The following is a 26,096-nucleotide window of genomic DNA, read 5'->3' as shown; positions in this document are numbered from 1 at the left end:
AATGAGCGGCAAGCCCCCTGCAATATTCCTGATGGGTCCGACGGCGGCCGGCAAGACCGACCTTGCCATCGAACTGACCACAGTGCTGCCGTGTGAGCTGATTAGCGTCGATTCGGCACTTGTCTACCGTGGCATGGATATCGGTTCGGCCAAGCCGTCGAAAGAAATACTTGCCGCCCACCCGCACCGGCTGATCGACATTCGCGACCCGGCCGAGAGCTATTCGGCCGCGCAGTTCCGTACCGACGCCCTGGAGGCCATGGCCGAGATCACCGCGCGCGGCAAGATCCCGCTGCTGGTTGGCGGCACCATGCTCTATTACAAGGCGTTGATCGATGGCTTGGCCGACATGCCAGCGGCCGATGCGGCGGTGCGCGCCGAGCTGGAGGCACAGGCTGAAGCCCTGGGCCTGGCCGAGCTGCACCGCCAGTTGGCCGAAGTTGATCCGGAGTCCGCGGCGCGTATCCACCCCAATGACCCGCAGCGGCTGATCCGGGCGTTGGAGGTATACCGGGTGAGCGGCGAGAGCATGACAGTTCATCGTCGGCGTCAATTCGCGGAAAGTCGCGGCGCAGACGCAGGCGCTGGCGGACATTTGCCCTATACTGTCGCCAGTTTGGCGATTGCTCCTACAGATCGTCACATTTTGCATCAGCGAATTGCGTTACGATTTTCGCAGATGCTGGAACAGGGCTTCGTTGACGAGGTCCGATCGCTGCGAGCCAGAAGTGACTTGCACGCCGGGCTGCCGTCTATACGGGCAGTGGGTTATCGGCAAGTGTGGGATTACCTGGATGGCAAGCTGACTGAGAATGAGATGCGTGAACGCGGTATCATTGCTACCCGGCAGCTGGCCAAGCGGCAGTTCACCTGGTTGCGTGGCTGGCCTGAAGTGCACTGGCTTGACAGCCTGGCCTGCGACAATCTGTCCCGCACCTTGAAATACCTTGGGGCCATCTCCATATTGAGCTGAGTCCCTGCTGATTGCCGTCTATTCTTGCGAAGGGGCGGCCTAATTTATCGATTTTATTGATTTTCTATTATTTATCCTTACAGGAGTGCGGCATATGTCAAAAGGGCATTCGCTACAAGACCCTTACTTGAACACCTTGAGAAAAGAAAAGGTCCCGGTATCCATTTATCTGGTCAACGGTATCAAACTGCAGGGCTCGATCGAGTCGTTCGACCAGTTCGTGGTATTGCTGAAGAACACCGTCAGCCAGATGGTCTACAAGCACGCCATCTCGACCGTAGTTCCGGCCCGTCCGGTCCGCCTGCCAAGCCCGACCGACAGCGAGCACGGCGACAGCGAGCCAGGCAACGCCTGATAGGAGCCTGCATTGTTCTTTGAGCGCCACGGTGGTGGTGAGCGGGCGTTGCTCGTTCACTTGGAAGGTCAGAACCCTGAGGCGCGCGAAGACCCGCAGGAGTTTCAGGAGTTGGCATTGTCGGCCGGGGCCGACATCGTCTCGCTGGTCACGGTGACAAGGCATCAGCCTTCCGCCAAATACCTGATTGGCAGTGGCAAGGTCGAAGAGTTGCACGACCTGGTCCATGCCGAACAGGTAGATCTGGTGATTTTCAATCACACCCTTACGCCCAGTCAGGAGCGCAACCTTGAACGTGTGTTCGAGTGTCGTGTGCTCGACCGTACCGGGCTGATCCTCGATATCTTCGCCCAGCGGGCGCGTACCCATGAAGGCAAGCTGCAGGTCGAACTGGCCCAGCTGGAGCACATGAGCACGCGGCTGGTGCGCGGCTGGACTCACCTTGAGCGACAAAAAGGTGGTATTGGCCTGCGCGGCCCGGGTGAAACCCAGCTGGAAACCGACCGCCGCCTGTTGCGGGTGCGGATACGCCAGATCAAGTCACGCCTGGAGAAAGTGCGCAGCCAGCGCGAGCAGGCGCGTCGCGGGCGCAAGCGCGCGGATATTCCGTCGGTGTCGCTGGTGGGTTATACCAACGCCGGCAAGTCCACGCTGTTCAACGCCCTGACCGAGTCCGAGGTGTATGCCGCGGACCAGCTGTTCGCCACACTCGACCCGACCCTGCGCCGGCTCGAGCTCAACGACCTGGGGCCGATCGTGCTGGCCGATACCGTAGGCTTCATTCGCCACCTGCCGCACAAGCTGGTCGAGGCATTTCGGGCTACGCTCGAAGAGTCGAGCAACTCCGACCTGTTGCTGCATGTGATCGACGCCCATGAGCCTGAGCGCATGGAGCAGATCGAGCAGGTGCTGGCGGTGTTGGGCGAGATTGGTGCCGAGGGGTTGCCGATCCTTGAGGTGTACAACAAACTCGACTTGCTCGAAGATGTCGAGCCACAGATCCAGCGCAATGCCGATGGCAAGCCGGAACGGGTCTGGGTATCGGCACGCGATGGGCGTGGCCTGGAGCTGGTTGGCCAGGCGGTTGCCGAGTTGCTGGGGGATGATCTGTTTGTCGGTACCCTGTGTCTGGAGCAGCGTTTTGCCCGCTTGCGCGCGCAATTCTTTGCCTTGGGGGCCGTGCAGAGTGAAGAGCATGATGAAGAAGGGCGCAGCCTGCTGAGCGTGCGACTGCCCATGGTCGAACTGAATCGCCTGGTCAGCCGCGAAGGCATGGAGCCGCAAGTGTTTGTCGAGCAACACACTTTGCAATAAATGCTCGTCGAGGTCGCCGGGCAGCAGTGACAGGCATTCTGTAGCATTGGACGGCGCGCCGTGGGCGCGTCTTTGCTTTATCAGATGGAGAGCGCTATGGCTTGGAACGAGCCGGGTGGCAACTCGAACAATCAGGATCCCTGGGGCGGCCGCCGTGGTGGCGGTGGCGGCGGTGGTGACAAGAAAGGTCCACCGGATCTGGACGAGGCCTTCCGCAAACTGCAGGACAGCCTGAATGGCATGTTCGGCGGCAGCAAGAAACGTGGCGGCGGTGACCGCAATGTCGGCAAGGGCGGTGGCCTGGGCCTGCTGGGCATCGGCCTGGCGGTGCTGGCTGCAATCTGGCTGTACAACGCCGTGTATGTGGTCGACGAGCAGGAGCAGGCGGTTGTGCTGCGCTTCGGCAAGTACTATGAGACGGTCGGTCCCGGCCTGAACATCTACTTCCCGCCGATTGATCGCAAGTACATGGAAAACGTCACGCGTGAGCGTGCCTACACCAAGCAGGGCCAGATGCTGACCGAAGACGAGAACATCGTCGAGGTGCCGCTGACCGTCCAGTACAAGATCAGCAACCTGCAGGACTTCGTGCTCAACGTCGACCAGCCTGAGGTGAGCTTGCAGCACGCCACCGAGAGTGCTCTGCGCCACGTGGTCGGTTCCACTTCGATGGACCAGGTGTTGACCGAGGGTCGTGAGCAGATGGCCGTGGATATTCGCGAACGCCTGCAGCGCTTCCTCGACAACTACCGCACCGGTATCACCGTTACCCAGGTCAACGTACAGAGCGCGGCAGCCCCGCGTGAAGTGCAGGAAGCCTTCGACGACGTGATCCGAGCCCGCGAAGACGAGCAGCGTGCCCGCAACCAGGCCGAGTCCTATGCCAACGGCGTGGTGCCGGAAGCCCGTGGTCAGGCGCAGCGCATCATCGAGGACGCCAATGGTTACCGCGACGAAGTCATCGCCCGCGCCAAGGGTGAGGCAGACCGCTTTACCAAGCTGCTTGTCGAATACCGCAAGGCACCTGACGTAACCCGTGAGCGTCTGTACCTGGAGACCATGCAAGAGGTCTACAGCAACTCGAGCAAGGTCATGGTGGCAACCAAGGACGGGCAGAACAACCTGCTCTACCTGCCGCTGGACAAGATGGTCGAAGGCAGCCGCAGGCCGTCCATGCCAACCACCAGCGTGTCGCCATCGGCCAACGATGCGGCCGCCCGTGCCGCGCAGGACATGCAACAGCAACAGCAGCAACTGCGTACTAGGGAGAGCCGCTGATGAGCAATAGATCGCTGATCGCCCTGATCGCCGCCGTGGTCCTGGCCATCGTGGCCTGGAACAGCTTCTACATCGTGTCCCAGACCGAGCGTGCGGTACTGCTGCGCTTCGGTAAGGTGGTCGAGGCGGATGTTCAGCCCGGCCTGCACGTGAAGATTCCGTACGTGAACCAGGTGCGCAGGTTCGACGCCCGACTGATGACCCTCGATGCTCCTACCCAGCGGTTCCTGACCCTGGAAAAGAAAGCGGTGATGGTCGACGCCTACGCCAAGTGGCGCGTCAAGGACGCTGAACGCTTCTACACCGCCACGTCCGGCATGAAGCAGATCGCCGACGAGCGTCTGTCGCGCCGTCTGGAAAGTGGCCTGCGCGACCAGTTCGGTAAACGTACCCTGCACGAAGTGGTGTCCGGTGAACGTGACGCGCTGATGGCTGACATCACTGCATCGCTGAACCGCATGGCGAGCAAGGAGCTGGGCATCGAGGTGGTCGACGTGCGCGTCAAGGCCATCGACCTGCCGAAGGAAGTCAACCGCAGCGTGTTCGATCGCATGAGCACCGAGCGTGAGCGTGAAGCCCGCGAGCACCGTGCCAAGGGTAACGAGCTGGCCGAAGGTATCCGTGCCGATGCCGACCGTCAGCGCCGTGTGCTGCTGGCCGAGGCTTATCGCGAAGCAGAAGAAACCCGCGGTGATGGTGACGCCCAGGCGGCCGCTATCTATGCCAAGGCCTACAGCCAGGACGCTGATTTCTATGCGTTCCACCGTAGCCTGCAGGCATACCGCGAGAGCTTCTCGAGCAAGAGCGACGTGATGGTCCTGGATCCGAAGAACGAGTTCTTCCGTTACCTGGACAAGAGCAGGCCTTGATGCTCAGGCCCTGATTTTCATGCAGCGGCACCCCGCCTGGCAGCTAATGCACCAGGCGGGGTGCATCCTGAATGAAAAGGGGTGTATGATGAGGCAGCCGGGAAATTTCCCGGCTTTTTTGCGTCTGCAAGGTTGATTGGCACAGCGCCGGTCGACAGTTTGGTCAGCTCGCAAGGCAATTTGAGGGTGTCGGGTACGGTGGCTGCGCTGGGATCAGTGCTGCCCGCTGCTGTGCGCGATACCGGCTTTTCTGACGGCTTGCCTGCTGGCAAGCCGCCCGGACCAGAGGGGAAATGGCGTAATGGCAACGGTAGACCGCTGGCTGCTGCCAGATGGCATCGAGGAAGTACTGCCACCTGAGGCTGCGCGCATCGAGATCGCGCGTCGCCAGGTGTTGGACCTGTTCCAGAGTTGGGGCTACGAACTGGTCGTCACCCCGCATATCGAGTACCTGGAGTCGCTGCTTACCGGCGCCGGCCAGGACCTGGATCAGCGTACCTTCAAGGTAGTGGACCCGCAGTCCGGCCGCCTGATGGGCTTCCGCGCCGACTTCACCCCGCAGGTGGCGCGTATCGATGCGCACACACTGCGCCGTGAAGGCCCGAGCCGCCTGTGCTATGCCGGCAGCGTGCTGCACGCCCAGCCGCGTGCCCTGTCCACCTCGCGCAGCCCGATCCAGTTGGGTGCCGAGCTGTACGGCGATGCCAGCCCTACCAGTGACGTCGAGGTCATCAGCCTGATGCTCGCCACGCTGCAGCTGACCGATGTGCCGGATGTGCACATGGACCTGGGCCATGTCGGTATTTACCGCGGCCTGGCCCGTGCCGCCGGCCTGTCTGGCGCGGTCGAACAGCAGCTGTTCGACGCCATGCAGCGCAAGGCTGTCGATGAAGTGCAGACGCTGACCGCCGACCTGCCGAAAGACCTGGGCAGCATGCTGCGCGCCCTGGTCGAACTGTGCGGTGGTCGTGAAGTACTGGCTGAAGCCCGCGTGCGCCTCGGTCGCGCCCCGGCCAGCGTACTGGCGGCGCTGGACGACCTGCTGGCGATCGCTGATCGCCTGGCGTCTCGCTACCCGGACCTGCCGCTGTACTTCGACCTCGGCGAGCTGCGTGGTTACCACTATCACACCGGCGTGGTGTTCGCCGTGTTCGTGCCGGGCGAAGGCCAATCGATCGCCCAAGGCGGGCGCTACGACGATATTGGCGCCGATTTTGGCCGGGCGCGCCCGGCCACTGGTTTCTCCACGGATTTGAAGACCCTGGTCACACTGGGGCGAGCGGAGGTCGTATTGCCAACTGGCGGCATCTGGATGCCGGACAGTGGCGACGCGGCCCTCTGGCAGCAAGTCTGCCAGTTGCGCAACGAGGGCCAGCGTGTGGTTCAGGCTCTGCCTGGCCAGCCGTTGAGTGCTGCTCTCGAGGCGGATTGTGATCGGCAATTGATTCAGCAAGACGGGCGCTGGCAGGTTCTGCCGCTGGCCCAGTGAGTTTCTGCGTCGGCAACAGGCCGGCAACCAAGTTTGCGTGAATGAGGACCAATGTAATGGGTAAGAATGTCGTCGTCCTGGGCACCCAGTGGGGTGATGAGGGCAAAGGCAAGATCGTCGATCTGCTGACCGAACATGCTGCCGCCGTAGTGCGCTACCAAGGTGGCCACAATGCGGGTCACACCCTGGTGATCAACGGTGAAAAAACCGTTCTGCACCTGATTCCGTCCGGCATCCTGCGTGAAGGCGTACAGTGCCTGATCGGTAACGGCGTGGTCGTTGCCCCGGATGCACTGATGCGTGAAATCACCAAGCTGGAAGAGAAAGGCGTACCGGTGCGCGAGCGTCTGCGTATTTCCCCGGCTGCGCCGCTGATCCTGTCGTACCATGTGGCCCTGGACCAGGCCCGCGAAAAAGCCCGTGGCGAAGCCAAGATCGGCACCACCGGCCGTGGTATCGGCCCAGCCTACGAAGACAAGGTGGCACGTCGCGGCCTGCGCGTGGGTGATTTGTTCCATCGCGAGCGTTTTGCTGCCAAGCTGGGTGAGCTGCTGGATTACCACAACTTCCAGCTGGTGAACTACTACAAAGAGCCAGCCATCGACTTCCAGCAGACGCTGGACGAGTGCATGGCTTACGCCGAACAGCTCAAGCCGATGATGCTCGACGTCACCGCCGAGCTGCACAACCTGCGTCGCGCCGGCAAGGACATCATGTTCGAAGGTGCCCAGGGCTCGCTGCTGGACATCGACCACGGCACCTACCCGTACGTCACCAGCTCCAACACCACTGCTGGCGGTATTTCCACCGGTTCCGGCGTTGGCCCGATGTACCTGGACTACATCCTGGGTATCACCAAGGCCTACACCACTCGCGTGGGTTCCGGTCCGTTCCCGACCGAACTGTTCGACGAGACCGGCGCTACCCTGGCCAAGCGTGGTCACGAGTTCGGTTCCACCACTGGCCGTGCCCGTCGTTGCGGCTGGTTCGACGCCGTCATCCTGCGTCGCGCCATCGACGTCAACAGCATCTCGGGCATCTGCCTGACCAAGCTGGACGTACTGGACGGCCTGGAAACCATCAACATCTGCGTTGGCTACAAGAACGAGAACGGTGCCGTCATCGACGCGCCTTCCGATGCCGACAGCTACATCGGCCTGGAGCCGGTGTACGAAGAGATGCCAGGCTGGAGCGAGTCGACTCTGGGTGTGAAAACCCTGGAAGAGCTGCCGCAAGCTGCGCGTGACTACATCAAGCGCATCGAAGAGCTGGTTGGCGCGCCGATCGACATCATTTCGACCGGCCCGGACCGCAACGAGACCATCGTGCTGCGTCATCCGTTCGCCTGATCTGCCCGGCAGGCTGATCTGACGCCGTGGCCCTGAAAAGGGCTGCGGCGTTTTCATTTGTGGGTATGCTGGGGCTGGCCAATCCACCGGCAATCCACCGTTGCCGCCGCTACCGTATTCGCGGGTAAACCCGCTCCTACACTGATTGGGTGTGGGTACACAACGGCGGTTGGGCCAAGGCCGTTGTTGGAGCGGGTTCACCCGCGAAAGGGCCGGCACACGAAACCTCATTGCTAGACCTTGGCGCATTTCCCCGCTGCCTACGGCACAACCCTTGCTGTAAGAAGTTTCTGTAGATGCCATCAATATAGTGGCGCCAGAAAACACGAGGGTTACACCGTGTCTGCCATCCTCTCACTGTTACGAAGCCGCCTCTTGCGGCCTGTGTTTGTTGCCCTTGGTATCGCTCTTTTGGTGCAGGTGCTGGTTGCCGTTGCGCTCACCCGAAGCACAGTCACCGCCCTGGAGGCTGATCTTGGCGAGCGACTGGGTAATGACAGTCGCCAACTGGCAAGCGAACTGGAGCAAGCCGGACAAGATGTACGCTCTGGGCTCGACGGCCTGTCCAGCAGTACCCGCCAGCGCCTGAGTGCAGGGTTGTCGGAGCGCCTGCAAAGCGAACAGCAGCAACTGCGCAGCACCTTGGAAAAAAACCTCAAGGATTCCGCCAACGACATGGCTGAACTGCTGGCTTCGGTTGCGCCGCGGGCGATCTGGGACAACGACGTGCCGGTGCTCTCGGATTTCGCGCGACGCGCTCAGCGTAACCCGAACGTGTTGTTCGTGGTGTACGACGACGCTCAGGGTCAGCACCTGACTCGCTATCTCAACCGGCAAAACCCGATCAACCAGGCCTTGTTGGAAAAAGGCCAGGGCGAGCGTGCGCTGGACAAGGTGCTTGATGCCGCGCGTCGTGATCCGTCGGTGTATTTCGTCGAAGCCTCCATCAACCCCAATGGCGCCGAGATCGGCAAAGTCCTGATGGGGGTTTCTACAGCCGGCATTGACCAGGAACTCAAGGCGCTCGACCAGCGCTTCAGTGCCCTGATCGCCAGTGGCGAGCAACTGGTTGGCGATAGCCTGGGCGCGGCGGCTGCCGACAGTGGCAAGGCCCTGCGCGAGCGCCTGGAAGTCGCGCAGGCTAGCGCCACCGCGATGCAGGCCAACACTGCACAGACCGTGCGCGATGCGGCTGCCGAGCTGCGCTGGCGGATTGGTCTGGGCCTGGTGGTGGTGGGCCTGGGTGTGCTGCTGGTGGTCGCTTTGGTGTTAGGCCGCCGCGTGCTCAGCAAACTGCGCCTGCTGATCGCAGCGCTCAACGACCTTGCCGCTGGCGAAGGCGACCTGACCAAGCGCGTGACCCTCGACAGCCGCGACGAGATCGGCGACATGGCGTCGGCGGTCAATCGCTTTGTCGACAAGCTGCAGCCCATCGTCCGCGAGGCTGGCGAGGTGGCCCAGCGTACCGGCGTCGAGATCGGCACCATGGCCCAGCGCAATGCCGGTGCCGATGCCGCGGCGGCGTTGCAGCGTGACGAAGTGGCCGCCAGCCTGCGCGACCTGTCGAGCATGGCTGACGAGGCTCAGGCTGAAAGCCATGCTATGCAGGCGGCGTTGCAGCAGGTGGTGGACATTCGCCAGGCGACCGATGAGAACAGTCGTTCCTCGACGCAACTGGCGAGCCTGATCGAGAACCTTGCCGGGCAGGTCGAAACGGGCTCTCAGGTGATCGAGCGCCTGGCCAAGCAGAGCGAACAGATTGAAGTGGTGCTGACCGTTATCCATGGCATTGCCGAGCAGACCAATCTGCTGGCCCTCAACGCTGCAATCGAAGCCGCACGCGCTGGTGAGACTGGCCGCGGATTCGCTGTAGTGGCCGATGAAGTGCGGGCGCTGGCGAGCAAGACGCAAAGCTCTACCGGCGACATTCAGGCGCACATTACCGCGCTGCAAAAAGGTGCCAAGGAAGCAGTGGCCACCATCAGTCAGGCTGGGCTCAAGGCCAGTGAAGGGTTGTTGGTGCTGCGTGACAACGAGCGCCGCCAGCAGTCGGTGCAGGCGGCCGTGGAGCAGGTGCATGCGGCCATTGGTTTGGCGACTCGCGCTGCCGAACAACAGGCCCATGGCGCACAGGCGGTGCGGGGGCGGGTGGAGAACATCCATGCCCAGGCCGAACGCTCGGCTGAGGTGGTGATGCAGACCACGGCCAGTAGCAAGGTGCTGGATGATCTGGCGGCTCAGCTGCGCGCCAGCCTGGGCCAGTTCCGGGCCTGAATCCTGCGCGGTCCCTTGCGGGGGCGGCCTTGTGTCGCGAAAGGGCTGCATAGCAGCCCCAGGTTTGTTGCATAAATGCGGAAATTGCCGGGGCCGCTATGCGGCCCTTTCGCGACACAAGGCCGCTCCCACACCTGAGCGGTGTTGCTATGCTGTCGGCGACACATGGCAAAAGGAGTTGCTAATGTCCGCCCAGCTAATCGCCGCCCAGGCCGACCTGAATTTCCTGCACAGTGACAGCGTACAGCTCACTGACCCGATGACCGCCCTGCAAGCCTACTGCGCTATGACCTCGGACGTCCCCTGCTGGCTGGCCCGGGCCTTCCGCATTCGCGACTTCATCTCACGCCGTTTCAATGTCGCCGATATCCACGGCTTCACTCGCGGCGATCCAACGCATGTGCCAGCCGTCGGTGAGCGCCTGGACTTCTTCACTGTCGAGACCATCAGCGACCAGCAGCTGGTGCTGACTTCGCGCGACACGCACTTGGCGGTGATGGTCTGCATGGATGTGTACGGGCAAAGCTTAAGCATGACCACATCGGTGCTGTGCCTCAATACTTTTGGCCGGTTGTACATGCTGCCGGTCGGCATGGTGCATGGCCTGATCGTAAGGAAAATGCTGGAGAAGCTTTAAGCAGCATCGAAACTGACCAAATCGTCATCATCGTCGAATCTGTAGGAGATTTCCCAAATATTCCTTGATAGGGCATTTGCTGTTGCAAGGGCTGACACGGGGGTTAGTGTTGTATTGAGCCTGAAGGCGGTCGGTACCGGCCGCCGTTTTACTTCGGGAGCAACCTCAGGATGACGATGTCTGAACATCGTCGTTATCAGCCGAACCTTTACCAGGGAGAGGTAAGCATGGCTTTCGATGCTTATGTTCATATCGCGGAAATCACTGGCGAAGCACTGGATGAGCAGTACGCCAACTGGATCGAAATCATCGGCTACAAGTTCGGTGCCAACCAGAGCACCTCTGCCACCGCAAGCTCCGCGGGCGGCGCATCGTCAGGCCGCACCACACTCACCAACTTCACCTTCACTTAGTACCTGGACAGTGCCAGCTGCAAGCTGCTGTAGGCGAACTGTGCCGGGCAGCACCTGAAGGAAGTGAAGCTCGTGCTGTGTCGTGCGGGTGGCGACAAGCTCAAGTACTACGAAGTCGTCCTGGAAGAAGTGATCATTGCCGATTACGCCCAAAGCGCCAGCGCTGGGGTGCCAGTGGAAGTCGTGCAGCTGAACTACGGGCGCATCAAGACAACCTACACGCTGCAGAAACGCCTCGACGGCAGCGCTGGCGGCAACGTCACGGGCGGATGGGACCGCATCAACAACAAGAAGTATGCGTGAGGTACTACCATGTCCGAGGCGCGCAGCTTCATTAATCCGCATGCGCAGTCGTATGAGTCGCTGAAGGCCGGTACACCCATGAACGCGAATCAGCGGGCCAAGTTTGATGTGCTGAATGCGCATGTCGTCAACACTGTCGTATTCCCTGGCGAGCTGATAATTGTGGGTGACCCAAGCACGCCGTCCTGTACTGCTCATGAGGCATTTCTCATGGGTAAGGCGTTAGGTATACACCTTGACATCGAATTGAACGGCGGTGGGTTTGACGGGTTCCTTCTGGAGAATTTTGAGCTGCTGCAGAGCTTACTGGCCCGTGCTTCCATCGGGGCTGGTACTGCTAGTGACGCTTGGAGTAAGCATCTTGAAGCTATCAAGAAAACGTTAGAGGAGATAGAGCAGCTACATCGAGATTATTTGCTTAAAGGTACGTTGAAAGCTCGTGATGAATTCTACTCGAAGCGCACAGCGCTGTTTTTAAAGTTGGAGGCGCAGCTTGATAGTATGGCTGCGTATGGGGCGGGGCTGCACAATGGGGGTAAAATCAAGCATGCGCTGGATATATCCACCAAAAGATTTCTTCACGGTGGTGAGATTGAAGGGTATACAGAAAAAATATCTGGCGTAGCGAAGGCGGCTAATTGGATAAAAAAGGGACGTATTTAGGGATGGCGCTTGATGTGGCGTCAACCGAACTGTCAATTCGTAACGCTTGCGTGCTTGGGCGGGAGGAGGAGTGCAGAAAGGCTGAGTATGTCGAGAGGAGTTCGCTAGTTGCGAGCTTGGGGCTAGGAGGAATGGGTGGACATGTCGGGGGCCTATTGGGGCCAATAGCATGTGTTGCTGTAGGTATTCCCACCGGTGGAACGGCAACTTTCGCATGTGCGGTATTGGGGGGAGCGGCTGGAGGTATTGCTGGCGGTGAGTTTGGTGAGGTATTGGGAGAAAGCGTGGGGGAGATTTTGTATGAGGCAGTGCGATGAGTAACTTGCACCTGGCAGTGCTTGGTGTGTTTGTAATTATCTCGCCGTTTTTGATGTTTGGTGTGTGGGTATTCGTTGCGTATCGATATCTGGATCGTATCGAATCAATCTTGTCAAATAGCCGAATGGTGGCTGTGAACAGAGAAATATATTCTCATGCTGGGCTGCTTGGGAAAGTCATGCGGCTAGGATCAATTTCTGCAATGCTGTCTATGAAATATTTTAGCGTTCGAAAGGGCCTATTAGATCGCAATGATATTGCTAAGGTTTCCGCCGACCTGCAAAGGCTGTTAGTGCGCTTGTGGACTGTACAAATTTTGCTGATTGCACTGATTGTTCTTTTTTTGTTTGGATAGAGTGCTTGAGGTAAGCTCTGGTCAAACAGAATGCAACCCATTGCTTTTTAAGCACTCAAGCAGTCACCAACTGATACCCCAGTTTTCGGGCTTTGCGAAGCAAAGCCCTGACCTGCCGGTCTCGGTTCCGAACTCTTCAAGACCTTGTTCAACATAAGCCTGCTTCTTGGTTAACAGGCTGTACACCAGACGTACCAACTGATGCGCAGTGATTTATGAGAGTGCGAAAATGAGTACCGAAGCATTGACGATAATCGCATCTATCCTGCTCGCTTGTATGTCAATCAGCGTGTGTGTGATGATTTACTTTTCTTGTCGATCTATAGAAACTATCGAAAAAGCTTTAGCGAAATGCAAGTATATTCAGGATAATAGGGGGCTTTTTAGCGGCTGGCCTTGCTGGAAAATTAATGCGCACTTGCCTGGCGGCAAATATGCTCATGATTCCAGGGTTGTTTGTTCGAAAAGGTGTGGCAGATATTTCAGATCTCGAGAGTTTCCCAAGGTCTATGGAAAGAGTTTTGTTACCCTCTTGGGTGGGGCTTGTAGTATCTACGACCTTGTTCTTTGCTTTCAACTGGCTAGTGGGAGTTTTAAAGTGAACTTGTGATGAAGTCTAGGCACTCAGGCTTGTGCCCAGGCCACATGGCGGCCTGGGCAAGCTTTCAAGCCTTGTTCAAATACATCCGCGTAGTCAGCAAATACACCGGCAACCCTGACACCACAATCAACAACGCCGCATACGGCGCCGCTGCCGCGAACTCGACATTGGCTGTGTGCGCCCACACTTCGGTGGCCAGGGTGGTCATGCCGGTCGGGCTGAGCAGCAGGGTAGCCGTCAGCTCCTTCATGGCATCCAGAAACACCAGGGCGAAGGCCGCCGCCATGGCCGGGAAGATGATCGGCAAGGTCACCCGGCAGAATGCGGCAAAGCTGCTGGCGCCCAGGGTGCGTGCGGCTTCTTCCAGCGTCGGCGAAGCCTTGTTAAGCGCGGTGCGCACCGGCGACTGGGCCAGCGGCAGGAACAGCAGCGCGTAGGCCAGCAGCAGCAGCGCCGTGGTCTGGTACAGCGCCGGCACGTAGTGCAGGGCGAAGAACACCAGGGTCAGGGCAATCACCAGGCCGGGCAGGGCGTGCAGGAGGTAGGGCAGACGCTCAGCCCAAATCGCCAGGCGGCCCTTGTAGCGCACCACCAGGAAGCTGATAGGCAGAGCCAGCAGCACACAAAAGCCGGCACCGCCCAGCGACACCGACAGCGAGGTGAACAACGCCTTCGAGATGGCCGCCACCGGGAATGCCGCCGACGAACCCACGCTCAGCCAGTAACCGAGCATCGCCAGCGGAATGCCGCTGCCCAGCACCGCCAGGCCCACGCAGAACAGTTGCGCCAGTACCGCCCAGCCGCGCAGCCGCACCGGTTGCGCACGGCGCGCTACGCCCTGGCCGATACGTACATGGCGGGCTTTGCCGCGCACCCGCAGTTCCAGCCACAGCATTGCCAGGCACATCGCCAGCAGCACGGCAGACAGCATGGCCGCGTTGGCGTTGCTGAACTCCAGTTCGAACTGCTGGTAGATCGCCGTGGTAAAGGTTTGCAGGCCGAGGATCGACAATGCGCCAAACTCTACCAGCATATGCAGGGCAATCAGTAGCGCACCGCCGAGCATCGACGGCCACAGCAGCGGCAGGGTGACTTTGCTGAACACCCCCCAGCGGCTGCAACCCAGGGTGCGTGCCGACTCCTCCAGCGACGTGTCGAGGTTGCGCAGGGTCGCGGCAACGGGCAGGAACACCAGCGGGTACTTGGACAGGGCCATGACCATGATCGCGCCGCCCAGGCCTTCAAAGTCCGAACTTAGCGACACCCAGGTGAAGCTGCTGACGAACGACGGCACGGCGAATGGCAGGCACAGCACCACGCCCCACAACCGGCGGCCGGCCAGGTTGCTGCGCTCCAGCAGCCAGGCCAGTGCCAGGCCGACCACCATGCAGGTCAGCGTCACCCCGACCATCAGCATCAGGGTGTTGCGCATCAGCCCCCAGACAAAGGGCCGCCACAACAGGTGCAAAGCTTCGCGCCAGCCGGCCTCCCAGGCTTTGATGGCAACATAAGCCAGTGGCAGCAAGCTCATTGCCACAAGGAACAGCACAGGCAGCACTACCCAGATGGAAGGGCGCTTGCGGCGCGGTACGAAGCGTACCGGCACCGGTTCGGACAGGGCGGCAGTCATCAGAGCAGGCCGACCTCACGCTCAAGTTCGATGGCTTCCTCGGCATTGCCCAAGTCAGCTGGCGAGATCTTCGGCGGGCGCAGTTCGTCGAACGGCTTCAGGCCGCGGTCAGAAACCATACCCTTGTGCAGCGGGTACTCGGCGGTGGTCTGGGTGATCACGCGCTGGCCTTCTTCGCTGGCCATCCAGTTGAGCAGGGCCTGGGCTTCTTTCGGGTGTTTGCTGGCCTTGACCACGGCCGCGCCGGAGATAGTGACCAGGTTGCCAGCATCGCCGTCGGCCAGGTAATAGAGCTTGGTGTCCAGCTTGCCGCGTTCGCGTTCAAGCGCGTACCAGTAGTAGTTGTTCACCAGTACCGCAGCCACTTCACCTTTTTCCACGGCTTTGAGGGCGACCATGTTGTTGGTGTAGGTCTTGCCGAAGGCTTTCAGACCGGTCAACCATTCTTCGGTGGCTTCGCGCCCGTGCATCTTCAGAATGGCCACGGCCTGCTCCTGGAACGCACCGCTGGTGGGTACGTAGCCGACGCGGCCTTCCCACTCAGGGTTGGCGAAGTCCATCACCGTGGTCGGCAGGTCTTTCTCGTCGACTTTCTTCGGGTTGTACACCACGATGCGCGTACGGGCGGTGATACCCATCCAGGTGCCGTTGGCGCCAGCGTACTCCTTGGGCATCATGTTCAACGTAGCGTCGTCAATCTTGGCCAGCAGGCCCAGTTCGCCCAGGTTGTTCAGAGGCGGGGACTCTTCGGTGTAGATGATGTCGGCCGGCGAGCGGTCGCCTTCCTCGATGATCTGGCTGGCCAGCTGGTTGCTGCTGCCTTTACGGATGTCGATGTGAATGCCGGTCTTGGCCTCATAGGCCTTGGCAATGGCTTCGCCGATTTCCTTGTGCTGACCGTTGTACATGGTCAGCGCGACCGGTGCGTCTGCCATGGCGGCCGGAGCGCCGATGACCAGGCTCAGCACTGCGGCGGCCAGGGTACGCATCAGCGGTTGCGGGCGGATCGTCATGCGGGTACTTCCTCGCTTACGGCTACATATTTGGAAACAATGGTAAACGAAATTGTTTCTCAAGTGGCCGGGTGACGAGAAATTCATGGTCAGACCATGGTGCAAGGGGTTGGGAGGGGTTGCCTGCAGGGGCCTCTTCGCGGGTGAACCCGCTCCTGCAACGTGCGCGTATCGGGGAGGGGGAGGCACAAAAATCGCAGGCAAGAAAAAACCCACTAGCAAGCTAGTGGGTTTTTGTATGGTGCCCAGGAGAAGACTCGAACTTCCACGACCGTTAAGTCACTGATACCTGAAACCAGCGCGTCTACCAATTCCGCCACCTGGGCAAAGCTTTACATCATCTGCAGAAGGCGACTATCGTTCGCTTTCACGCAGTAGTAACAGATCCTTGGTCATCTGTTACTTGAAAATACTTGGTGCCCAGGAGAAGACTCGAACTTCCACGACCTTGCGGTCACTGATACCTGAAACCAGCGCGTCTACCAATTCCGCCACCTGGGCACACATTCGAGGTTACTTGATGCTTTACAGCGTCGTTCATCTCTACTACAACTTCGGGGTTGTCCGTCGTTGTGGTGCGCACTATACGGACGCTACCCAGGGCTGTAAAGCCCCCAATCGAAAAAAAATTCAAAAAATTCAACTCGTTGATTCCACGAGCCTATTTCTGCTGTTTATGCATTGCAGCGGGGGCTGTCCAAGGCAGACATTTCCGGTTTCAATACGCCTATGCCAGAATTCCTATCTATATACCCCAAGGTGAACCCCTTCTGATGGCCGATTGGCAATCCCTCGATCCCGAGGCCGCTCGCGAAGCGGAAAAATACGACAACCCCATTCCCAGCCGTGAGCTGATCCTGCAGCGTCTCGCCGACCGAGGCGAACCTGCTGCCCGCGAGGAGCTGGCAAAAGAGTTCGGTCTGTATGAAGAAGACCAGATCGAAGCCCTGCGCCGCCGCCTGCGTGCCATGGAGCGCGATGGCCAGCTTATCTATACCCGGCGCGGCACTTATGCCCCGGTAGACAAGCTGGACCTGATCTGCGGTCGAGTCTCCGGCCACCGCGACGGCTTCGGCTTCCTTATTCCCGATGACGGCAGCGAAGACCTGTTCCTCAGTCCGTCGCAGATGCGACTGGTGTTCGACGGCGACCGTGGCCTGGCCCGCGTCTCCGGTGTCGACCGCCGTGGCCGCCGTGAAGGCGTGCTGGTCGAAGTCATCTCCCGTGCCCACGAAAGCGTGGTCGGCCGCTATTTCGAAGAAGGCGGCATCGGTTACGTAACCCCGGACAACCCGAAGATCCAGCAGGAAGTGCTGGTGACTGCCGGACGTAACGGCGGTGCCAAGATCGGCCAGTTCGTCGAGATCAAGATCACCCACTGGCCAACGCCGCGCTTCCAGCCGCAAGGCGATGTGGTCGAGGTCATCGGCAACTACATGGCGCCGGGCATGGAAATCGACGTTGCCCTGCGCAGCTACGACATTCCGCATGTGTGGCCCAATGAGGTGGTCAAGGAAGCGCGCAAGTTCCGCTCCGAAGTCGAGGAGAAGGACAAAGAGAAGCGTGTCGACCTGCGCCACCTGCCGTTCGTCACCATCGACGGTGAAGACGCCCGCGACTTCGACGATGCCGTTTATTGCGAACCGCTGGGCAAGCTGCGTCTGTTCTCCGGTGGCTGGCGCCTGTACGTGGCCATTGCTGACGTGTCCAGCTACGTGCGTCTGGGCTCTGCCCTGGATGTCGAAGCCCAGCAGCGCGGCAACTCGGTGTACTTCCCCGAGCGCGTGGTGCCGATGCTCCCCGAAGAGCTGTCCAACGGCCTGTGCTCGCTGAACCCGCACGTCGATCGGTTGGCCATGGTCTGTGAAATGACCATGAACAAAGCCGGCCAGATGGTCGACTATCAGTTCTACGAAGGCGTGATCCACTCCCATGCCCGCCTGACCTACAACAAGGTCAGCAGCATGCTCGAGCACTCGCGTACCCGTGAGGGCAAGGCGCTGCGCGAAGAGTACAAGGACGTCGTGCCGGACCTGAAGAACCTGTACAACCTGTACAAGGTGCTGGTGGACGCGCGTCACACGCGGGGCGCCATCGACTTCGAAACCCAGGAAACCCGCATCATTTTCGGTGATCAGCGCAAGATCGCTGAAATCCGCCCGACCGTGCGCAACGACGCCCACAAGCTGATCGAGGAATGCATGCTGGCGGCCAACGTGGCCACTGCCGAATTCCTGCAGAAGCACGGTGTACCGGCGTTGTACCGCGTGCACGACGGCCCTCCACCGGAGCGCCTGGAAAAGCTGCGTGCCTTCCTTGGGGAGTTGGGCTTGAGCCTGCACAAGGGCAAGGACCCGTCGCCGAAGGATTACCAGGCCCTGCTGGCGAGCATCGCCGGTCGCCCGGACTTCCACCTGATCCAGACGGTGATGCTGCGCTCGCTGAGCCAGGCCGTGTACAGCACCGAGAACAACGGCCACTTCGGCCTGAACTACGAGGCGTACACCCACTTCACCTCGCCGATTCGTCGTTACCCGGACCTGCTGGTGCATCGCGCCATCCGCAGCATCATCCGCTCCAAGGTCGATACCCCGCACGTCAAGCGTGCCGGCGCCATGAGCATCCCCAAGGCGCGTATCTACCCGTACGACGAAAACACCCTGGAGCAACTCGGCGAGCAGTGCTCGATGACCGAGCGCCGGGCTGACGAAGCCACCCGTGACGTGGTCAACTGGCTCAAGTGCGAGTTCATGAAAGACCGCGTTGGCGAGACCTTCCCGGGTGTGATCACGGCAGTGACCGGTTTCGGCCTGTTCGTCGAGCTGACCGATATCTATGTAGAGGGCCTGGTGCACGTCAGTGCGTTGCCGGGGGACTACTACCACTTCGACCCGGTACACCATCGCCTGTCCGGCGAGCGTACCGGTCGCACCTTCCGCTTGGGCGACACCATCGAAGTCAAGGTCATGCGTGTTGATCTGGATGAGCGCAAGATCGACTTCGAAGTGTCGGAAAAGACCCTCGCCGCACCGATTGGCCGCAAGCAGCGTGGCGCCGCGCCGGCTGCCGAAAAAGCCGAGCAGCAGCCGGTAACTGAAGCGAAAGCCACGCCCAAGCCGCGCAGCCGCAAAAGCGAAGCGTCCGAAGCGTACTTCCCCAAGGATGCTGTGCAGCGTAACGCTGAAGTGCGTAAAAGCCGCGAGATGAAGAAAGCGTTGATGACCGACGCGCGCAGCAGTGCTGGCAGCAAATCCGAGAAAGGTGGCAAGCCGTCCGGCAAACCGACCAAGCACCGTAAAGGCCCGCCGAAGTCCGGCGCGCCACGCAAAAGCAAGAGCAATTCATGAGTCAGCTGGAAAAGATCTACGGCGTACACGCCGTGCAGGCATTGCTGCAGCACCATCCAAAGCGGGTCAAGCAGATCTGGCTGTCGGAAGGGCGCAGCGAGCCACGCCTCGAGACCTTGCTGGCGCTGGCCGCGGAAAACCGCGTGCCGGTCGGCCAGGCCGAGCGCCGTGAGATGGATGCCTGGGTCGAAGGCGTGCACCAAGGTGTTGTTGCCGAGGTCAGCCCGAGCCAGGTGTGGGGCGAGCTGATGCTCGAAGAGCTGCTTGAGCGCACAGAAACCCCGCCGCTGATCCTGGTGCTGGACGGCGTGACCGACCCGCACAACCTCGGCGCCTGCCTGCGTACCGCCGATGCGGCCGGTGCCACGGCAGTGATCGTGCCCAAGGACAAGTCCGCAACGCTGACGCCGGTTGTGCGAAAGGTGGCTTGTGGCGCGGCAGAAGTCATTCCGCTGGTGGCTGTGACCAACCTGGCGCGTACGCTTGAGAAGTTGCAGCAGCGTGGCCTGTGGGTCGTGGGTACCGCTGGCGAGGCCGAGCAGGAGATCTACCAGCAAGACCTGACCGGGCCACTGGTGATGATCATGGGGGCGGAAGGCAAGGGCATGCGCCGGCTCACCCGCGAGCATTGCGACTTCCTGGTGAAGTTGCCGATGGCGGGTAGTGTCAGCAGTCTCAACGTGTCGGTGGCGACCGGGGTTTGCCTGTTCGAAGCCGTGCGTCAGCGTCAGGCCAAGCGCTGATCTTCAGCCTGTATCGGCCTATTCGCGGGCGCGCCCGCTCCCACAGGTAATCTGCAATGCCAGAGGCAGCAGTGAGCCTGTGGGAGCGGGCGTGCCCGCGAATAGGGGCTGACACATTCTGAATATCTCAGGCTGTTCAAATATTCGCCAATTGCCTTGCGTGTGCGGCACGCCTTCTCTACAATTGCGCCCCTTGCCGAGCTGGCAGGCGCTCATGTGCCTCCCCTCCGTGCAAGACATACAGTGTCATTCACTCCTTGTCTGACCAGATTCGCTGGCAGACTACTAACCCGTAAGGAGCATTCATGCGTCATTACGAAATCATCTTCCTGGTTCACCCGGACCAGAGCGAGCAAGTCGGCGGCATGGTTGAGCGTTACACCAAGCTGATCGAAGAAGATGGTGGCAAGATCCACCGCCTGGAAGACTGGGGCCGTCGTCAACTGGCCTACGCAATCAACAATGTTCACAAGGCTCACTACGTGATGCTGAACGTTGAGTGCACCGGCAAGGCCCTGGCCGAGCTGGAAGACAACTTCCGCTACAACGATGCCGTTATCCGTAACCTGGTCATCCGTCGCGACGAAGCCGTTACCGGCCAGTCCGAGATGCTGAAGGCTGAAGAAAACCGCAGCGAGCGCCGTGAGCGTCGTGAGCGTCCTGAGCATGCTGAATCCGCCGAAGGCGATGACAGCAATGACAGCGACTCCAGCGATAACGCTGACGAGTAATCCACGGACCTTTAGAGGAGCCTATTAAATGGCACGTTTCTTCCGTCGTCGTAAATTCTGCCGCTTCACTGCTGAAGACGTGAAAGAGATCGACTTCAAAGATCTCAACACCCTGAAAGCTTACGTATCCGAAACCGGCAAGATCGTTCCAAGCCGTATCACCGGTACCAAAGCTCGTTATCAGCGTCAGCTGGCTACCGCTATCAAGCGCGCCCGCTTCCTGGCCCTGCTGCCCTACACCGACAGCCACGGCCGCTGAGACCGGGTCGTCGACAAGCAGTAAGGGGTTAGCATGCGAGCGTTAGCAAGTTTCATCATGCGCGGTCGTGTGCAGGCCACCCTGGTGGTGGTCATCAGTGCGGTACTGCCGCTGCTGTTCTGGTTGAGTGCCGCTGCGTGCAGCCTTGTGCTGCTGCGGCGTGGGTTCAAGGATGCTACAACGGTCATCGCTGGCGGCCTGCTGGCCGGGCTGGCCGTGTGGGTCATGGGCGATCCCATCACCTTTCTGGTGATTGCGGGTGCCCTGGCCCTGGCCGCCATGTTGCGTGCCGAGCATCCGTGGAGCCGGGTGTTGCTGCTCAGTGCCGTGTTCGCCGTGGCTTTCAGCCTCGTGCTCGATCTGGCGCTGGCGCAAACCTTCGACGTGCTGGCCAAGGCGTTTGCCGAAGCCATGCCGAAAATCGAGGGGCAACCGGTACTCTCCGATGAGCTGATCCGCCCTGTGCTGGTCGCTTCTACTGCAGTGACGGTGCAATTGTTCAGTGTGTTGGCCTTGGTGCTGGCGCGCTATTGGCAGGCAGCGTTGTACAACCCTGGAGGCTTCGGTCGCGAGTTTCGCGCGCTGAAGTTGCCGAAACAGGCCACGGCGGCCTTGGTGGCAGTGATGGTGGTGGCTCCGTTTATCGGGCCGCAGTTCATCATCCTGGCATCTGCCTCGAGCCTGGTACTGGTGCTGGCCGGCATCGCCTTGATGCACGGGCTGGTGGCACAGGGCCGACTGGCCGGTTTCTGGCTAGTGGGGATGTACGTGACGCTGCCGCTGATCATGCAGCTGATTTATCCGTTGCTGATGGTTTTGGCCATTGTCGACAGCCTGATTGATTTTCGCGGTCGCAAGTCCCCTCCGGGGAAAGACTCCGCGAACGGTGAAGGTTAAAAGTTAAGAGGTTTTACCAAATGGAACTGATCCTGCTGGAAAAAGTCGCTAACCTGGGCAACCTGGGCGACAAAGTAAAAGTTAAGGCTGGTTACGGCCGTAACTTCCTGCTGCCATTCGGCAAGGCCACCGTTGCCAACGCCGCCAACCTGGCTGCGTTCGAAGAGCGTCGTGCCGAGCTGGAAAAAGCAGCCGCTGACAAGAAAGCTTCGGCTGAAAGCCGCGCTGCCCAACTGGCCGAGCTGGAAGTGACCATCACTGCCACCGCTGGCGACGAAGGCAAGCTGTTCGGTTCGATCGGCACCCACGACATCGCTGACGCCCTGACCGCCTCCGGCGTTGAAGTGGCCAAAGCTGAAGTTCGTCTGCCGAACGGCACCATCCGTCAGGTTGGCGAATACGACGTAGCCGTGCACCTGCACAGCGACGTTGAAGCCACCGTACGCGTGGTCGTCGTAGCTGCCTAAGCTGCGCTAACTGGCTGGCTCCTTGCGAGTCAGGCGGTTAACATCGGGCACGGTCCTGTTTTCGACAGGCCGTGCCCTTTGTCTTTTTCGTCCTCCAGAATTCTTTCGTGGCCATGAACGAGATCACCACTTCCGAACAGCTAGACCTGCAAACCGCAGCCCTGAAGGTGCCGCCGCATTCCATCGAGGCCGAACAGGCCGTACTCGGTGGCCTGATGCTGGACAACAACGCCTGGGAGCGGGTGCTGGACCAAGTGTCGGATGGCGATTTCTACCGGCATGACCACCGGCTGATCTTCCGTGCCGTGCACAAGTTGGCCGACGCCAACCAGCCATTCGACGTGGTGACCCTGCACGAGCAACTGGACAAGGAAGGCCTGTCTTCGCAAGTCGGCGGCCTGGCCTACCTGGCTGAGCTGGCCAAGAACACTCCCTCGGTAGCCAACATCAAGGCCTACGCCGCGATCATTCGCGAGCGGGCCACGTTGCGCCAACTGATCAGCATCAGTACCGACATCGCCGACAACGCCTTCAACCCGCAAGGGCGCAACGCCGAAGAAATCCTCGACGACGCCGAGCGGCAGATCTTCCAGATCGCCGAGGCCCGGCCAAAAACCGGCGGCCCGGTGGGTGTCAACGAACTGTTGACCATGGCCATCGACCGTATCGATACGCTGTTCAACTCCGACAGCGACATCACCGGTATCTCCACCGGTTACACCGACCTGGACGAGAAGACCAGCGGCCTGCAGGCAGCCGACCTGATCATCGTTGCGGGTCGTCCGTCGATGGGTAAGACCACCTTCGCCATGAACCTGGTGGAAAACGCCGTACTGCGTACCGACAAGGCGGTGCTGGTGTTCTCCCTCGAGATGCCAGGTGAGTCGCTGATCATGCGTATGCTCTCGTCCCTGGGGCGTATCGACCAGACCAAGGTCCGTTCCGGCCAGCTGGACGACGACGACTGGCCGCGCCTGACCTCGGCAGTGAACCTGCTCAACGACCGCAAATTGTTCATCGACGATACGGCGGGTATCAGCCCCTCGGAAATGCGCGCGCGAACCCGCCGCCTGGCCCGTGAGCATGGCGAAATCGCCATGATCATGGTCGACTACCTGCAGCTGATGCAGATCCCGGGGTCGGCCGGTGACAACCGTACCAACGAAATTTCCGAGATTTCCCGCTCGCTCAAGGCCCTGGCCAAGGAATTCAACTGCCCGGTCATTGCCCTTTCGCAGCTGAACCGCTCGCTGGAACAGCGCCCGAACAAACGCCCGGTCAACTCCGACTTGCGTGAATCCGGTGCAATCGAGCAGGACGCCGACGTGATCATGTTCGTGTACCGCGACGAGGTGTACCACCCTGAAACCGAGCACAAGGGCGTGGCGGAAATCATCATCGGTAAACAGCGTAACGGCCCCATCGGTTTCGTGCGTTTGGCGTTTATCGGCAAGTACACCCGGTTCGAGAACTTGGCGCCGGGGATGTACAACTTTGATGATGATGAATAACCCATTGAGCTAGCAAGGCCGCTCCTACGAGGTTTGCGGTGCGCCTGCTAGCTCTGAAATCTGAGCGATGTTCGTTTGCCCTTGGCTGATGATCCGCCCCTCGCTCAGGGTGATCACCCGGTCAAACCGCGACAGTGCGCTCTGATCATGCGTCACGCAAATCAGCCCTCGCCCTTTAAATGCTTCGAACAACAGGTCCCAGGTACGCTCTGCCGACGCGGCATCGAGCCCTGCTGTGGGCTCGTCAAAGAAATTGAATTCCCCAGGCTGATTAAGAAGGCGTAGCAGCGTCAGCCTGCGTGCTTCGCCGCCCGATATCGATTCTGCGCGTGCATCCAGATCAAGTTCGTACCAGTCTTTGCTCAGGCCCAACCGTTCAAGCCATCGTTCGATTTGAGCGCGATCATGAGCTTGCTCGAACAGCACCGCGCGGGGCAGGGGGCCGGGTATGAAATGCGCATCCTGAGGGCAGAGTCGTAATCGACTGAATTGTTCACTAGCGTCGAGCGACGCCAGGCACCTGCCGTGCAGGTGCACATCCTTGCGCAACGGGAATATCGTTCCCGCCAGCGTATGCAGAAGTGTCGACTTACCACATCCGCTGGGCCCGATCAGTGCGACCCGTTCTCCTTTGTGCAGTACCAAGGGTTCTTCGATGTGAAGTTGTACAGTATCTCGAGCGCTCAACTGGCACGGGGCGATGCTTAGGCCAGCGTCCTTGTCTTGGGACTTCGCCTCAGTAGTGCATGCTGGGCCGAACGAGGGGAACTGGAGCCAGTGTTCGAGTTTGCGTTTGTCTAGCCGAAACTGGTCTAGCAATCGCCAGGCCTCAGCAAGTTGCGCAACCCCTGCCAGCAATCCGCTCACCAAGGTGAAGAGAGCAACCAGCTCGCCCAGGCTCAATTGCGGTGTTGCCAGAGCCTGATCATGGATACCCCACATGAGCAAACCGCCACTGCCCAGGCCTATGAACAGGGTGCGCAGGCTCTGAATCCAACCCCCACTGTGAGCTACCTGCACTGCTGAGTCGGCATAGTGCGAAAGTGTCTGGTTGACCGGGAGCATTGCAGCATCCTCGGCCTTTTCCAGTTTGACCGTTGCCGCGCTGGCGAAGGTATCCACCCATTGTTCCGCCAGTTCATCCTCGCGCGCGTTCACTGCCTCGATATGTGGCCGGCGCCAGCGCACCAGGCGATCGTTGGCCCACAGGTAGGCCAGGCTCAAAGGGATGAGGCCGATCAATACCGAAGTAGCCCCCAGGTAAGCGAAGAGCGTTATCAGCACTGCAGCTTCGGCTAGCACCGGCCATGCCGAGCCAATCAGAAAGCCCAACCACCGCTCCTGTGCGGTAATGCCCCTATCCAGTACTTTTACCAGTGTTCCGCCATGGAGTTGTCCATAGGCCTCGAAGCGCTTGTCCAGCAATTCGCGGCACCAGCGGATGGAAAGTTGCTTCACGCGTTCCTGGCAAAGCCGCGCCAGGCACCAGGCTTGTAGAGGGGTCATAGAGGCTTGTAATGCGACAAGGCATATGAAGGCTCCTAGCAGAAGCTGGGAAGACGCGGCTGAGGTGGCCAGGTTGTCAATGATGTCGGCCAAGACTAGAGCAGGTACGACGGTCGCGATTTTCAGGAACAGTGTCGCGCCGAGGGCGGCGAGCATTCCTCTATAGATTTGCATGTCATTGCCTTATGCACTTTGAGTGCACTCTGTGGCGCGATTGGAATACCTGATCTGATCAGGTGGAAGCGTTCAAGTCCGGTTATGAACACCTGAACAACTGTAGCGAGATTCGGGTGCTCATAAAGTGTGCGATAGAATGCGATCTTGTTATGTTTTTCCAAGTTGATCAGTGTTCGCTTGACTTGCCCGCGCACGCTGAGATCGGTATGCGGAGGGTGAAAAGCGGGTACTGATCCTTGGTAGAGCCAGAAGGAGCTAAGGCCCTTCTGGTTTGTCTTTACAGAAGGTTGAGAAATTCAACCTCGGAATCGGTGAATGTGTCGTTCATCACGCGTGAGATCTGCAGAGTGTGGATTTCAGAACGACGACGTCCCGTGGCTAGTGCTCCTATAGAGTTGGTTTGAGTGTGCCTTTCAGCGCGTCACTGTTGTAGCACTTGTTTTTTTTGGGGTTCAAGATCTTCTCGGGATTTGTTGAGGAAAGTTAATGTAGGATTTTTTACTAAGACTAGAAGGTCGATTCCTACAATTCTTGAGAGATAAAGAAAAAAGCACCAATAATTAGCTGGTTAGCACTTTCTCAGGGTTGGATAGGCTAAACATTCGGTAAAAATCTGCAGGAATT

General features: G+C 59.8%; 20 protein-coding genes, 2 tRNA genes and 4 pseudogenes. 20 read left to right on the top strand and 6 right to left on the bottom strand.

The genetic code is table 11. From position 1 onward, the window contains the following. The first annotated feature begins 1 nt into the window (after nt 1). The 13 genes and pseudogenes from miaA (at nt 2) to ACF8EF_RS00655 (ending at nt 12,590) form a co-directional block, all read left to right on the top strand. On the top strand, nt 2–973 hold the full coding sequence (miaA, locus tag ACF8EF_RS00715; protein WP_176683144.1) for a tRNA (adenosine(37)-N6)-dimethylallyltransferase MiaA: 972 nt from the start codon (nt 2–4) through the stop codon (nt 971–973). Nucleotides 974–1,067: 94 nt separating this feature from the next. Then, nucleotides 1,068–1,328 carry an RNA chaperone Hfq gene (gene hfq / locus ACF8EF_RS00710; protein WP_003249532.1) on the top strand — a complete coding sequence of 87 codons (261 nt, stop codon included), beginning with the start codon at nt 1,068–1,070 and terminating at the stop codon, nt 1,326–1,328. A 12-nt stretch (nt 1,329–1,340) separates the two neighbouring features. Beyond that, on the top strand, nt 1,341–2,642 hold the full coding sequence (gene hflX / locus ACF8EF_RS00705; RefSeq protein ID WP_012274456.1) for a ribosome rescue GTPase HflX: 1,302 nt from the start codon (nt 1,341–1,343) through the stop codon (nt 2,640–2,642). Nucleotides 2,643–2,738: 96 nt separating this feature from the next. After that, nucleotides 2,739–3,920, top strand: coding sequence for an FtsH protease activity modulator HflK (gene hflK / locus ACF8EF_RS00700; protein WP_176683145.1), 1,182 nt, complete (start codon nt 2,739–2,741; stop codon nt 3,918–3,920). Then, a complete protein-coding gene (gene hflC, locus ACF8EF_RS00695; protein ID WP_014592592.1) occupies nt 3,920–4,789 on the top strand; it encodes a protease modulator HflC in 870 nt (289 codons plus the stop codon). The genes hflK and hflC overlap by 1 nt, the downstream gene beginning before the upstream one ends. A gap of 301 nt (nt 4,790–5,090) precedes the next feature. Next, nucleotides 5,091–6,278, top strand: a complete 1,188-nt coding sequence (locus tag ACF8EF_RS00690; protein ID WP_392460328.1) for an ATP phosphoribosyltransferase regulatory subunit — start codon at nt 5,091–5,093, stop codon at nt 6,276–6,278. Between the two features lie 56 nt (nt 6,279–6,334). Next, entirely contained in the window at nt 6,335–7,627 is a 1,293-nt protein-coding gene (locus tag ACF8EF_RS00685) for an adenylosuccinate synthase (protein WP_003249542.1), read from the top strand. Nucleotides 7,628–8,302: 675 nt separating this feature from the next. After that, nucleotides 8,303–9,043: pseudogene (locus tag ACF8EF_RS00680) on the top strand (HAMP domain-containing protein); the annotation flags it as partial. After that, entirely contained in the window at nt 9,017–9,901 is an 885-nt protein-coding gene (locus ACF8EF_RS00675) for a methyl-accepting chemotaxis protein (protein ID WP_392460334.1), read from the top strand. The pseudogene ACF8EF_RS00680 and the gene ACF8EF_RS00675, both read left to right, overlap by 27 nt. A 184-nt stretch (nt 9,902–10,085) precedes the next feature. Next, the gene (locus tag ACF8EF_RS00670; protein ID WP_392460326.1) at nt 10,086–10,538 is read left to right on the top strand and encodes a DUF2867 domain-containing protein; all 453 of its coding nucleotides are present in this window, start codon (nt 10,086–10,088) and stop codon (nt 10,536–10,538) included. Nucleotides 10,539–10,765: 227 nt separating this feature from the next. Continuing rightward, a pseudogene (locus ACF8EF_RS00665) lies at nt 10,766–11,254 on the top strand (Hcp family type VI secretion system effector). 9 nt (nt 11,255–11,263) lie between these two features. Then, nucleotides 11,264–12,234, top strand: a pseudogene (locus ACF8EF_RS00660) (hypothetical protein). Further along, complete coding sequence (locus tag ACF8EF_RS00655) at nt 12,231–12,590, top strand: hypothetical protein (RefSeq protein WP_392460325.1); 360 nt, start codon at nt 12,231–12,233, stop codon at nt 12,588–12,590. The pseudogene ACF8EF_RS00660 and the gene ACF8EF_RS00655 overlap by 4 nt, the downstream one beginning before the upstream one ends. A gap of 55 nt (nt 12,591–12,645) precedes the next feature. On the opposite strand, the pseudogene ACF8EF_RS00650 reads toward ACF8EF_RS00655, so the two are convergent. The 5 genes and pseudogenes from ACF8EF_RS00650 to ACF8EF_RS00630 form a co-directional block, all read right to left on the bottom strand. Beyond that, a pseudogene (locus ACF8EF_RS00650) lies at nt 12,646–12,800 on the bottom strand (IS110 family transposase); the annotation flags it as partial. Between the two features lie 455 nt (nt 12,801–13,255). Continuing rightward, nucleotides 13,256–14,821, bottom strand: coding sequence for an iron ABC transporter permease (locus ACF8EF_RS00645; RefSeq protein ID WP_003249548.1), 1,566 nt, complete (start codon nt 14,819–14,821; stop codon nt 13,256–13,258). Next, nucleotides 14,821–15,834, bottom strand: coding sequence for an extracellular solute-binding protein (locus ACF8EF_RS00640; RefSeq protein ID WP_392460324.1), 1,014 nt, complete (start codon nt 15,832–15,834; stop codon nt 14,821–14,823). The genes ACF8EF_RS00645 and ACF8EF_RS00640 overlap by 1 nt, the downstream gene beginning before the upstream one ends. Nucleotides 15,835–16,073: 239 nt before the next feature. After that, nucleotides 16,074–16,160, bottom strand: a tRNA-Leu gene (locus ACF8EF_RS00635). A gap of 88 nt (nt 16,161–16,248) precedes the next feature. Beyond that, nucleotides 16,249–16,335 (bottom strand) — tRNA-Leu (locus ACF8EF_RS00630). A 272-nt stretch (nt 16,336–16,607) separates the two neighbouring features. Between ACF8EF_RS00630 and rnr the strand changes: the two genes are divergently transcribed. The 7 genes from rnr to dnaB all read left to right on the top strand — a co-directional run bounded on the left by rnr (nt 16,608) and on the right by dnaB (nt 23,789). Further along, the gene (rnr, locus tag ACF8EF_RS00625; RefSeq protein ID WP_176683152.1) at nt 16,608–19,181 is read left to right on the top strand and encodes a ribonuclease R; all 2,574 of its coding nucleotides are present in this window, start codon (nt 16,608–16,610) and stop codon (nt 19,179–19,181) included. Beyond that, on the top strand, nt 19,178–19,924 hold the full coding sequence (rlmB, locus tag ACF8EF_RS00620) for a 23S rRNA (guanosine(2251)-2'-O)-methyltransferase RlmB (RefSeq protein WP_003249554.1): 747 nt from the start codon (nt 19,178–19,180) through the stop codon (nt 19,922–19,924). Before rnr ends, rlmB begins: the two co-directional genes overlap by 4 nt. A 305-nt stretch (nt 19,925–20,229) precedes the next feature. Further along, the gene (rpsF, locus tag ACF8EF_RS00615) at nt 20,230–20,655 is read left to right on the top strand and encodes a 30S ribosomal protein S6 (RefSeq protein ID WP_021783885.1); all 426 of its coding nucleotides are present in this window, start codon (nt 20,230–20,232) and stop codon (nt 20,653–20,655) included. A 28-nt stretch (nt 20,656–20,683) separates the two neighbouring features. After that, a complete protein-coding gene (gene rpsR / locus ACF8EF_RS00610; protein WP_003249563.1) occupies nt 20,684–20,914 on the top strand; it encodes a 30S ribosomal protein S18 in 231 nt (76 codons plus the stop codon). A gap of 33 nt (nt 20,915–20,947) precedes the next feature. Beyond that, nucleotides 20,948–21,811, top strand: coding sequence for a hypothetical protein (locus tag ACF8EF_RS00605; protein ID WP_176683153.1), 864 nt, complete (start codon nt 20,948–20,950; stop codon nt 21,809–21,811). 20 nt (nt 21,812–21,831) lie between these two features. Then, nucleotides 21,832–22,278 (top strand): 50S ribosomal protein L9, encoded by a 447-nt coding sequence (gene rplI / locus ACF8EF_RS00600; protein WP_003249568.1) that lies wholly within the window; start codon nt 21,832–21,834, stop codon nt 22,276–22,278. Nucleotides 22,279–22,391: 113 nt separating this feature from the next. Continuing rightward, nucleotides 22,392–23,789: a replicative DNA helicase gene (gene dnaB / locus ACF8EF_RS00595; RefSeq protein ID WP_021783887.1), complete on the top strand. Its 1,398-nt coding sequence runs from the start codon at nt 22,392–22,394 to the stop codon at nt 23,787–23,789. Nucleotides 23,790–23,813: 24 nt separating this feature from the next. Here dnaB and ACF8EF_RS00590 read toward each other — a convergent pair whose 3' ends face one another. Continuing rightward, entirely contained in the window at nt 23,814–25,469 is a 1,656-nt protein-coding gene (locus ACF8EF_RS00590) for an ATP-binding cassette domain-containing protein (protein ID WP_392460323.1), read from the bottom strand. Nucleotides 25,470–26,096: the final 627 nt, after the last annotated feature.

This window comes from Pseudomonas sp. zjy_15, assembly GCF_043101865.1.
GTDB lineage: Bacteria > Pseudomonadota > Gammaproteobacteria > Pseudomonadales > Pseudomonadaceae > Aquipseudomonas > Aquipseudomonas putida_Y.
This window is presented reverse-complemented; position numbering and strand designations above follow the sequence as displayed.